At 36.0% G+C, this 9905-nt stretch carries 21 protein-coding genes; all 21 read right to left on the bottom strand.

The window, feature by feature from the left end; all coding sequences use genetic code 11:
• Nucleotides 1–170: 170 nt before the first annotated feature.
• From secY to rpsJ, 21 genes are read right to left on the bottom strand one after another with little or no spacing between them, the layout of a single operon-like run.
• Nucleotides 171–1430 (bottom strand): preprotein translocase subunit SecY, encoded by a 1260-nt coding sequence (gene secY / locus Q1553_RS00885; RefSeq protein ID WP_115551078.1) that lies wholly within the window; start codon nt 1428–1430, stop codon nt 171–173.
• Nucleotides 1430–1831: a 50S ribosomal protein L15 gene (gene rplO / locus Q1553_RS00880; RefSeq protein ID WP_115551079.1), complete on the bottom strand. Its 402-nt coding sequence runs from the start codon at nt 1829–1831 to the stop codon at nt 1430–1432. The genes secY and rplO overlap by 1 nt, the downstream gene beginning before the upstream one ends.
• Before the next feature lie 12 nt (nt 1832–1843).
• On the bottom strand, nt 1844–2284 hold the full coding sequence (gene rpsE / locus Q1553_RS00875) for a 30S ribosomal protein S5 (protein WP_026943282.1): 441 nt from the start codon (nt 2282–2284) through the stop codon (nt 1844–1846).
• An 8-nt stretch (nt 2285–2292) separates the two neighbouring features.
• On the bottom strand, nt 2293–2649 hold the full coding sequence (gene rplR, locus Q1553_RS00870) for a 50S ribosomal protein L18 (RefSeq protein ID WP_300691916.1): 357 nt from the start codon (nt 2647–2649) through the stop codon (nt 2293–2295).
• A 9-nt stretch (nt 2650–2658) separates the two neighbouring features.
• A complete protein-coding gene (rplF, locus tag Q1553_RS00865; RefSeq protein WP_115551081.1) occupies nt 2659–3195 on the bottom strand; it encodes a 50S ribosomal protein L6 in 537 nt (178 codons plus the stop codon).
• A 9-nt stretch (nt 3196–3204) separates the two neighbouring features.
• Nucleotides 3205–3600 (bottom strand): 30S ribosomal protein S8, encoded by a 396-nt coding sequence (gene rpsH, locus Q1553_RS00860; protein ID WP_115551082.1) that lies wholly within the window; start codon nt 3598–3600, stop codon nt 3205–3207.
• A gap of 9 nt (nt 3601–3609) precedes the next feature.
• Nucleotides 3610–3795 (bottom strand): type Z 30S ribosomal protein S14, encoded by a 186-nt coding sequence (locus Q1553_RS00855; RefSeq protein WP_115551083.1) that lies wholly within the window; start codon nt 3793–3795, stop codon nt 3610–3612.
• Nucleotides 3788–4342 carry a 50S ribosomal protein L5 gene (gene rplE, locus Q1553_RS00850; RefSeq protein WP_115551084.1) on the bottom strand — a complete coding sequence of 185 codons (555 nt, stop codon included), beginning with the start codon at nt 4340–4342 and terminating at the stop codon, nt 3788–3790. The genes Q1553_RS00855 and rplE overlap by 8 nt, the downstream gene beginning before the upstream one ends.
• 3 nt (nt 4343–4345) lie before the next feature.
• On the bottom strand, nt 4346–4582 hold the full coding sequence (gene rplX / locus Q1553_RS00845; RefSeq protein ID WP_115551085.1) for a 50S ribosomal protein L24: 237 nt from the start codon (nt 4580–4582) through the stop codon (nt 4346–4348).
• Nucleotides 4582–4950, bottom strand: a complete 369-nt coding sequence (rplN, locus tag Q1553_RS00840; protein WP_026943275.1) for a 50S ribosomal protein L14 — start codon at nt 4948–4950, stop codon at nt 4582–4584. Before rplN ends, rplX begins: the two co-directional genes overlap by 1 nt.
• Nucleotides 4947–5213 carry a 30S ribosomal protein S17 gene (gene rpsQ, locus Q1553_RS00835; RefSeq protein ID WP_115551086.1) on the bottom strand — a complete coding sequence of 89 codons (267 nt, stop codon included), beginning with the start codon at nt 5211–5213 and terminating at the stop codon, nt 4947–4949. The genes rplN and rpsQ overlap by 4 nt, the downstream gene beginning before the upstream one ends.
• Entirely contained in the window at nt 5210–5407 is a 198-nt protein-coding gene (gene rpmC, locus Q1553_RS00830) for a 50S ribosomal protein L29 (RefSeq protein WP_115551087.1), read from the bottom strand. The genes rpsQ and rpmC overlap by 4 nt, the downstream gene beginning before the upstream one ends.
• Entirely contained in the window at nt 5394–5819 is a 426-nt protein-coding gene (rplP, locus tag Q1553_RS00825; protein WP_115551088.1) for a 50S ribosomal protein L16, read from the bottom strand. The genes rpmC and rplP overlap by 14 nt, the downstream gene beginning before the upstream one ends.
• A 3-nt stretch (nt 5820–5822) precedes the next feature.
• The gene (gene rpsC / locus Q1553_RS00820) at nt 5823–6530 is read right to left on the bottom strand and encodes a 30S ribosomal protein S3 (protein ID WP_115551089.1); all 708 of its coding nucleotides are present in this window, start codon (nt 6528–6530) and stop codon (nt 5823–5825) included.
• Complete coding sequence (gene rplV / locus Q1553_RS00815; protein ID WP_115551090.1) at nt 6530–6859, bottom strand: 50S ribosomal protein L22; 330 nt, start codon at nt 6857–6859, stop codon at nt 6530–6532. The genes rpsC and rplV overlap by 1 nt, the downstream gene beginning before the upstream one ends.
• An 11-nt stretch (nt 6860–6870) precedes the next feature.
• Nucleotides 6871–7152 (bottom strand): 30S ribosomal protein S19, encoded by a 282-nt coding sequence (rpsS, locus tag Q1553_RS00810; RefSeq protein ID WP_115551091.1) that lies wholly within the window; start codon nt 7150–7152, stop codon nt 6871–6873.
• 9 nt (nt 7153–7161) lie between these two features.
• A complete protein-coding gene (gene rplB / locus Q1553_RS00805) occupies nt 7162–7989 on the bottom strand; it encodes a 50S ribosomal protein L2 (RefSeq protein ID WP_115551092.1) in 828 nt (275 codons plus the stop codon).
• A gap of 10 nt (nt 7990–7999) precedes the next feature.
• A complete protein-coding gene (locus tag Q1553_RS00800) occupies nt 8000–8281 on the bottom strand; it encodes a 50S ribosomal protein L23 (RefSeq protein ID WP_006801862.1) in 282 nt (93 codons plus the stop codon).
• A gap of 1 nt (nt 8282) precedes the next feature.
• A complete protein-coding gene (rplD, locus tag Q1553_RS00795; RefSeq protein WP_300667882.1) occupies nt 8283–8897 on the bottom strand; it encodes a 50S ribosomal protein L4 in 615 nt (204 codons plus the stop codon).
• Nucleotides 8894–9472 (bottom strand): 50S ribosomal protein L3, encoded by a 579-nt coding sequence (gene rplC / locus Q1553_RS00790; protein ID WP_115551094.1) that lies wholly within the window; start codon nt 9470–9472, stop codon nt 8894–8896. The genes rplD and rplC overlap by 4 nt, the downstream gene beginning before the upstream one ends.
• A 9-nt stretch (nt 9473–9481) precedes the next feature.
• Entirely contained in the window at nt 9482–9793 is a 312-nt protein-coding gene (gene rpsJ / locus Q1553_RS00785) for a 30S ribosomal protein S10 (protein WP_115551095.1), read from the bottom strand.
• Nucleotides 9794–9905: the final 112 nt, after the last annotated feature.

Genomic DNA, 9905 nt, shown 5'->3' with positions numbered 1-9905 from the left:
AGATGGGGTTGCTCCGCAGGAGAGAATCATTTCTTCTCCCATTTGGTCTAATTCTTTTAAAGTAATACCGGGCTTGATTTGACTTTTGAGATGATTTAGAGTTTTACCTACAATTCTATTTGCAGCCCTTAAAGCTTCAATTTCAGGTGGTTTTCTAATTGCAATTGACATTATAATCCCACTGCACTAAGTGTTTTATACTTATTCATATAAATTTGAGCTTCAATTTTGCGCATTGTATCCACTGCAACTTGAACAACAATCAAAACAGCTGTTCCTCCAAAATAAAATGGAACTCCGGAAGCCTTTACTAAAACCCACGGCAAAGTTGCAATAATTGCTAGATATAAAGCACCCCAAAAGGTTAATTTATTTGCAACTTCCGTCAAGAAATTCGCTGTGCCCTCGCCCGGTCTAATGCCAGGTATAAATCCACCTTGACGTTTAAGATTCTCTGAAATATCTTTAGCATTAAATACAATAGAAGCATAAAAATACGCAAAAAATACTACCAAAAAGAACATCAGCACATTATATAAATAACCATTAGGATTCAAAAAATCAGCAATTTGCATTACGATGCTATTAGAAGAACTTTGCAGAATTGTGCTAGGAAACATTAAAAGAGCCGACGCGAAAATGGGTGGAATCACTCCACTTAAATTCATCTTAATAGGAATGTAATTCATAATGCGTTTGTCTTGATTTTGCATAACTACCTTACGAGAATAAGAAATAGGAATCCTACGCTCTCCTAATTCTATAAAAATAATGCTAGCAACAGTTACCACGATAACCACAGCAATAAACAACAACACAAGCCAACTAATTTGATTTGTATTCACCAAGTTAAATGTCCCTGCGATTGCACTTGGGATTCCAGACACAATTCCCCCAAAGATAATTAAGCTGATTCCATTGCCAATGCCTCTTTGTGTAATTTGTTCTCCAATCCACATCAACAGCATTGTTCCACAGAGCATAGAAAAAGCAGAAATAGCAATAAAAACATTCATATCAATCATAATTGCGCCATTTGCTCCTGTGCCTAAACTTTTTAATCCAATAGAAACACCAATGGCTTGAATCAATGTAATCGCAACGGTGGTATAACGTATAATTTGCATATATTTTTGCATTCCATCACGTTCTTTTTTCATTTTGCCAAGATTTGGAAATGTCGCAGCAAGGAGTTCCATAATAATAGAAGCCGTAATATAAGGCATAATTCCAAGAGAAATAATACTAAGTCTCTCTACTGCATTACCACTAAACATATTAAATAACCCCAAAGCATTGGAGGCATTGTTGTCAAAAAAAGCTTTAATCACCGTCGTATCAACGCCCGGAACAGGAACATAAGCCAATACACGATAGGCTAAAAGAAAGCCTAAAGTAATAAGAATCTTATTGACGATTGTCTTGTTCATTATTTTTGTCCGCTCGTTGTGATTCTTTCATCTTTAATTTTTGATGTAAGATTCTTAGCATTTACACCAATTAATTTGATTTTTGTGGTATAAGACGGAAACTTATGAATCGCTCTAATGGTTTCAAAAGTGATTTCTTCTAGTTTCATAATTGCTTTAATGAATTCTACATTAATCACATAAGGTTTAACTGCACGACTTGTAAAACCAACTTTTGGAAGTCGTCTTTGCAAAGGCTGTTGCCCACCCTCAAAACCTCTTTTTTGTTTGGAGCCTGTTCTTGCAGTTTGACCTTTACCACCTCTTGTAGAGGTTTTGCCCATACCACTTCCTTGTCCTCGTCCTATTCTTTTAATTTTTTTAACACTACCTTTTGCAGGTGCTAGATTTTCTAATGCCATACTCTCTCCTCTTTACGCTTTAACCTTGGAAAGGGCTTCAATGGTGGCACGCACAACATTGTAAGGATTATTTGAACCTAATGATTTTGTCAAGATATCCTTAATCCCTGCCTTTTCTAATACCGGACGAACTGAACCACCAGCAATAACACCCGTTCCCTCACTTGCTGGTTTTAGCAAAACAACGCTAGAATTATATTTCTCTTGCACATCGTGCGCAATCGTTGTGCCTTTAATATTTACTTTGATGATATTTTTAAAGGCATCATCAATAGCTTTTTTAATTGCATCAGGAACTTCTTTTGCTTTGCCAAGCCCAAATCCTACTAATCCAGCCTTATTTCCTACGACTACTAAAGCATTAAAGCGGAATCTACGACCTCCTTTAACAACTTTTGTTACGCGTCCAATATTTACAACATATTCTTCAAACTCTTCTCTATTGATTTCCATATTATCCCCTACAAATTAATTCCATTCTCACGGAGAGAATCGGCAAAACTTGCAACAACACCATGATACAAATAGCCATTTCTGTCAAAAAGCACTTCTGTAATATTTGCTTTCTTAAGACTATCTGCTAATGCAACAGCAATTTTTTTAACATCTTCTTTATTGTTTTTTAAACCCATTTTTTTACCATCTACACTGACTAAAGTTACGCCTTTTGTATCGTCAATGGCTTGAGCATAAAAATATCTATTGGAGCGAAAAATGCTTAATCTAGGAGTTGTAGCACTTCCAAAAACTTTGGCACGGATTCTTAATTTCCTTTTAAATCTTAAACTTCTTATTTTGTTAATAATTTTATTTGTCATTATTTATCCTTACTTTTTAGAAGTTTTACCCGCTTTGCGAATAATACGCTCATCAGTATATTTTACACCTTTACCCTTATAAGGCTCTGGTGGTCTAAACTCTCTAATTTCAGCCGCAATCTGCCCAATTTGTTGCTTATCTGCACCTTTAATGGTTACAAGATTTTTATCAACAGAAATTTCAATACCCTCTGGAATATCATAGTTAATAGGGTGAGAAAATCCGAGTGCAAGCTCTAAAACTTTGCCTTTTACCGCTGCCTTATAACCCACACCATTAATCTCTAATTGTTTTGTAAAACCTTCAGTCAAACCTACTACGATATTATTTGCTAAAGCCCTATATGTTCCCCAATAAGCTTTTGCTTGTGCATTTTCACCATTTAATGCGAAAGTTAATTCACCATCTTTTAATGCAATACCTACGCGCCCATAAGTCTCTAGCTCTTTTGTAAGTTTGCCACCCTTAAAAACTATTTTGCTCCCTTCTACGCTCACTTGAATGCTATTTGGAATGCTAATAGGTTTTTTCCCAACTCTTGACATTAAATACTCCTACCAAATACTGCAGAGGGCTTCACCACCCACATTTGCCCTATAAGCATCATCGTTGGCAATCACGCCTTTGCTTGTGCTTACAACAATTGTTCCATAACCATTTTTAAAACGTTTGAGTTCATTTCTACCCTTATAAACGCGTCTTCCCGGTTTCGAGATTCTTGTAATTTCATTAATTACAGTGTGTCCTTTTTCGTCATACTTCAAAACAACATTAATAGAATGTTTTTTGTCTTTCTCTATAACTTTAAAGCCCTCAATAAAACCTTTTGCTTGAAAAACCTCAAGAATAGAAACTATTATTTTCGCATAATATAAGTTTGTAGTATCCAAGCGTCTCATACTTGCATTTCTAATTCTCGTCAAAGAATCCGCAATAATATCATTTACCATATCTTCTCCTTACCAGCTTGCTTTTCTAAGTCCGGGTATTAGACCTTCATTTCCCATTTTACGGAGACAGACACGACAAATACCAAAATCCCTATAAACAGAATGTGGTCTTCCACAAATAGAACATCTTGTATATGCTCTAACTTTGAATTTAGGTGCTCTTGCTGCTTTTGCAATCATAGATTTTTTAGCCATTATTTCTTCCTTTTGCAAAAGGTAAGCCAAAAAGCTCAAGCAACTTAAACGCATCTTTATCATTTGCGGCTGAAGTTACAAAAGTAATATTCATACCATGACTTACCATAATATCATCATAAACGACTTCTGGAAAAATAAGTTGTTCATTCACGCCAAAGCTATAATTTCCTCTCCCATCAAATCCATTGCGAGGAACTCCTCTAAAGTCTTTTACTCTTGGAAGTGCAATCACGATAAGCTTCTCAAGGAAGTTATACATTTGATTTCCTCTCAAAGTAACTTTGACTCCCATAGGCATTCCCTCACGCATTTTAAACCCTGCAACAGACTTCTTAGCAATCGTAATCACTGCTTTTTGTCCTGCAATTAATGAAATGGTGTCGGCAATATTTTGCATAATCTTGGTATCTTTTGCATGCATACCTGCACCCACACTAATTACAATTTTTTCTAATTTTGGCAAAAGCATAGGATTCTTAATCCCCAATTCCTCTGCCAACTTTGGTTTAATTTCATTTTTGTAGGCAGTTTTTAAAGCAAACATAAATTAGTCCTCCGCTTTCTTGACATTTGAAATGTGAATTGGCATTTCTTTATTGATAAAACCACCTTTAGGATTCTTATCCGTTGGCTTTACAGCTTTTTTTGCAATCTTACAACCCTCTACAATTACTTGTGAAGTTTTAGGCAATACCTGTAAAACTTTTGCTTTCTTTCCTTTGTCCTCTTTATCACCAGTAATTATTTCTACTAAATCACCTTTCTTAATTTTAAATTTTGCCATTACAATACCTCCGGTGCTAATGATACGATTTTCATAAAATTAGCATAACGAATTTCTCTTCCAACAGGTCCGAAAATACGCGTTCCAATAGGGTCTCTTTTGCTATCCAATATCACTGCGGCATTATCATCAAAACGAATTAAAGCACCATCTTCACGATGCAATTCTTTTTTCGTTCTAACAACAACCGCTTTTACAACCTGACCCTTTTTAACTTTTCCGCTTGGAAGTGCTTTTTTTACAGAAGCAACAATCACATCGCCCACCGTTGCATAACGTCTTTTGCTTCCACCCAAAACTTTAATACACATAACTTCTTTCGCGCCACTATTATCTGCAACATTTAAACGTGTAAAACTTTGAATCATAATTCAACTCCTACAGATACAACTTTATGAAGCGAGAAAGCCTTTCTTTTGGAAATTGGTTTGCATTCAATTGCTTCAATCACATCCCCGACTTTTACGCTATTGTTTTCATCATGTACGATATAGCGTTTGAATCTTTTAACAATTTTTCTATATTTTGGATGTGTAACGCGCCTTTCTACTAAAATCGTTACACTCTTATCGCCAGTTTTTGTAACAACCTTTCCAGCAATAATCCTTTTATGCGGTTGCACATTACTCATACTTGTGCCCTCCTTTTAGCATTCAGAGCTGTTTTGATTCTTGCAATATCCTTTTTTGCAACTCTTATTTCACTTGAATTTGTAAGCTGCATTGTTCTTAACTTCAAATTTAGCTCAAATAAAAATGTCTCTTTCTCTTTCAAAAGAGCATTTAGCTCTTCAATTGTTTTTGTGTTAATCTCAGTATATTTCATTTTCACCCTCTCTTGTTACAATTTTTGTTTTAAAAGGGAGTTTGCTTTGGGCTAGAGCCAATGCACTTCTTGCAAGAGATTCATCTACACTACCCATTTCATAAATAATTCTACCCGGTTTAATATTCATTACCCATTTATCTACCGCACCTTTACCTTTACCCATTCTTGTTTCAAGAGGTTTAGCAGTCAAAGGTTTATCAGGGAAAACACGAATCCAAACCATTCCTGTTCTCTTTGTTGCACGTGTCATAGCAATACGAGCCGCTTCAATTTGGCGTGAATCAATTCTTCCATGTTCTAAAGCTTTAATTCCAAATTCACCAAATGCTAAGGAGGTTCCGCGAAATGCCTTTCCGCGATTGCGTCCTTTCATTTGCTTTCTATATTTTGTTCTTTTTGGCATTAACATAGTTTATTGCCCCCTTCTTTTTCTTGTCGGACGATTGGATTTTTCTTCGCCCTCTTCACTTTGTTTGTCTGCTTGGATTCCTTTTTGCAATACCTCACCTTTGAAAATCCAAACTTTTACACCTATATTCCCATAAGTTGTCAAGGCTTCTGCAAAACCATAATCAATTTTTGCCCTCAAAGTATGAAGTGGGATTCTACCTTCCATATACCATTCCGTTCTTGCCATTTCAGCTCCAGCTAAACGACCAGAAACACGAACCTTGACTCCTCTTGCGCCAGATTTCATTGCACCTTGCATTACTTTTTTCATCGCTCTTCTAAAAGCAACGCGTCTTTCAAGTTGTGTAGCAACACTTTCTGCGGATAGTTGTGCATTACTTTGTGGTTTTTTTACTTCCTTAATATTAATAAAAACATCTTTATTAACAATCTTTTTTAGAGATTCTTTGAGTTTTTCAACATCTGCGCCCTTTTTTCCAATAATAATACCCGGACGAGCAGCGATTACCGTTACGCGAACTTTTTTTGCGGTGCGCTCCACCAAAATATCACTCACGCCAGCATAATAAAGCTCTTTTTTCAAGAATTTTCTAATTTTATGGTCTTCGGCTATATTTTGTGGTGCGCTAGCAAATGAAGGAAACCATCTTGATTCCCAATTTCTATTAATACCAAGTCTTAGACCAATCGGATTAACTTTTTGACCCATTACTTATCCTTACTTTTTTGTGCTACTTCTACAAAAATATGTGAAGTCGGTTTTCTAACTGGAGTTGCTCTACCTCTTGCTCTTGGTGTAAAACGTCTAAGCACAGGACCAGCATCTACTCTACAAGAAGAGACAATTACATTTTCAGCCTCATAGCCACCATTTGCAACTGCCGATGCGATTACTTTAGAAATCACTCTTGCCGCTTTATTTGGCATAAATTCCAATGAAGCAATCGCTAATTCAGCATTCATTCCTTGAACTTCCCTTGCAATCAATCTTGCTTTCGTAGGAGATAAACGAATATACCTTAATAATGCTTTACTCATTTGAATCTCCCTTATTTGCCAATTTTCTTTTGGACACTGCCTTTGTGTCCTTTAAAAGTTCTTGTGGGAGCAAATTCGCCCAACTTATAACCAACATGGTTTTCTGTTACATAAACAGGAACGAAAGCTCTACCATTATGCACATTAAAAGTAAAGCCAATCATATCAGGCACAATAGTGCTTCTGCGCGACCATGTTTTAATTGGTTTATTATCTTTTGCCTCTTTTGCTTTGAGCACTTTTTTCATTAAATGCTCATCAACAAAAGGACCTTTTTTTATTGATCTAGCCATTTACTTTCCTTATTTTTTTCTTCTTGAGATAATCAACTTATCACTTGCTTTCTTTCTACGTGTCTTATAGCCTTTAGCCGGCATACCCCATGGAGAAACTGGATGTCCGCTAGAACCTGTTTTGCCCTCACCACCACCATGTGGGTGATCTACTGGGTTCATCGCTGCACCTCTTGATTGCGGACGGATACCTAAATGACGATTGCGTCCCGCTTTACCAATAGAGATATTTGCAAAATCTTCATTTCCAACGGTTCCAATTGTTGCCATACATTCACCTAAAATATAACGCATTTCACCACTTGGCATTCTTAGAATAGAGTATTTACCCTCTCTACCCATTAATTGCGCACTAGCTCCTGCACTTCTTGCAAGTTGTCCTCCCCGTCCAGGATACATTTCAATATTATGAACCACCGTTCCAATTGGAATATTTTTAATCTTCATTGCATAACCAAGACGAATATCTAATCCACCCTCTGCAGAGATAATCGTATCTCCCAATTTTAAACCGCTAGGTTGAATGATATATCGTTTTTCGCCATCCTTGTAGTTAATTAATGCAATTCTACAATTTCTATAAGGATCGTATTCAATCGCGCTGACTTTGCCCTCAATATTGTGCTTATTACGCTTAAAGTCAATAATGCGATAGAGTTTTTTTGCTCCGCCCTCTTTATGGCGACTTGTGATTCTACCATTATTGTTGCGTCCTGCATGCACAGGAAGTTTAACCAATAACTTTCTTACACTAGCTTTTGCAGTAATATTTTCTGAACTAAGATTGCTCATAAATCTTCTACTCGGAGTGTATGGTTTGTAAGTTTTAATTGCCATTTTTTACTCCTTAAACTGCCAAAGATTCAATTTTTGCGCCTTCTGGAAGCTTCACATAAAACTTCTTGAAGTCGTTTCTTTTGCCAATAACACCACGGAATCTCTTAACTTTCCCTTCTTGTCTCAAAGAATTAATTGACAAAGGCGTTACACCAAAATATTCTTTAAACACTTCTTTTAATTGTGTTTTACTCAATTTTGGAGAAGTTTGCACAACAAGAACACTTTGCTCTTGAAGTTTCAAAGACTTCTCGGTATACATAATGGATTTAATATCTGTAATACTTGCCATCTTAACCCTCTTTAGTGATAGATTCAAAAAGCGATTTTTCAATCACTACAGACCTAAATGTCGCAACGAGATAAGCGTTTAATTCGGCACCATCAATCAAATAACAATCTTTAATATTTCTAAATGCCAAAAATGTTTTTTCATCAAAAATGTGCGAAATAAAAAGGGTATTGCGTTGATTCAATGCTTTAAACAAAGCACAAGCATCTTTTGTCTTCCCACTTTCTATTTGAATCTTATCTACAATAAATAAACTATTTGCATTTGCTTTTTCTAATAAAGCATATTGCAATGCAAGTCTTTTTTGTTTTTTATTTACTTTCAAATTGTAGTTTCTGTTATTGCTTGGTCCGTGTGCAACACCACCACCTACAAAAACAGGAGAAGTAATGCTTCCCGCTCTTGCTCTACCGCCACCTTTCTGACTCCACGGCTTTTTACCACCACCACTTACTCTACTGCGTGTCTTTGCCATTGCATTATTTGCACGCAACGACGCCAAAAATGATTTAATGTAGAGATAAAGATTATGCGCATTGATGTCTTTATAGAATTCTGGTAATTGTTCTTCACCAGCTTTTTTCAAGTTTTTATCTAAAATAATTGCTTTACTCATTTCACAACCTTTAACTTACCAAATGCACCTTTGAATCCCGGAACTGAACCTCTCAAAACAAGTACATTATGTTCTTTGTCAAAAGAAATAATTTCGTTTTGCACTGTTACTTTTTCATCGCCATAATGTCCTGCCATTTTTTTACCCGGCTGAACACGTCCTGGCCACTCACGATTCCCGATTGAACCTGGAGCTCTATGGAATCTACTACCATGCGCTCCTGGACCACCTTGGAAATTCCATCTTTTCATTACGCCACTAAAACCGCGTCCTTTTGTATTAAAAGAGACTTTTACTCTTTTTGCACTCTCTAAAATAGATAAATCTAAATCACCTGCTTCCGTATTACTTACTTGAAGTGTTGCAAATTTATTATATTCTTTATCAAGATTATATTTTTTTTGCTGACCTGCGATAGCTTTATTTACACTTTTGCCTTGTTGATAAGCAACAAGTGCCTTACCACTTTCTAAGATTTCACAAATCTTTGCAGATTTTACTTTTAGTAAGGTTACAGGAATACTTGGCTTGGCAACGGTTCTGCTCATTCCAATTTTTTCTACTAAAAATTCCATTTATACCCCTTATTTTCCCATTGAACGGACTTCTACATCCACTTCTGGTGCCATATCCAATTTTGTCAGACTATCCACCGTTTCTGGAGTTGCTGAAACAATATCAATGATTCTTGTATGCACTCTGATTTCAAATTGCTCTCTTGAATCTTTATTGATATGAGGAGATTTCAAGACAGTATAACGTCTTTTTTTAGTTGGAAGCGGAATAGGACCGCGAATCTCTGCACCTGTCCTCTTAACGGCTTCTACGATTGAGATAACCGATCTGTCAAGAACGCGATGATCGTACGCTTTTAACTTAAGTCTAATTTTTTCCATATTATTTTTCCTTCAAAGAACTCATCTAACATTAAATTGCCGATGTATATTTTGGAAGCCGAGATTATACTAAACATTCCTATTTTTAGCAATATTTTTTAATAATATTTTT

Origin of the sequence: Helicobacter sp. UBA3407 (assembly GCF_949747025.1) — a bacterium.
GTDB classification, from domain to species: domain Bacteria; phylum Campylobacterota; class Campylobacteria; order Campylobacterales; family Helicobacteraceae; genus Helicobacter_D; species Helicobacter_D ganmani.
The sequence above is the reverse complement of the archived record's forward strand: the minus strand, read 5'-3'. Positions and strand labels throughout refer to the sequence as shown.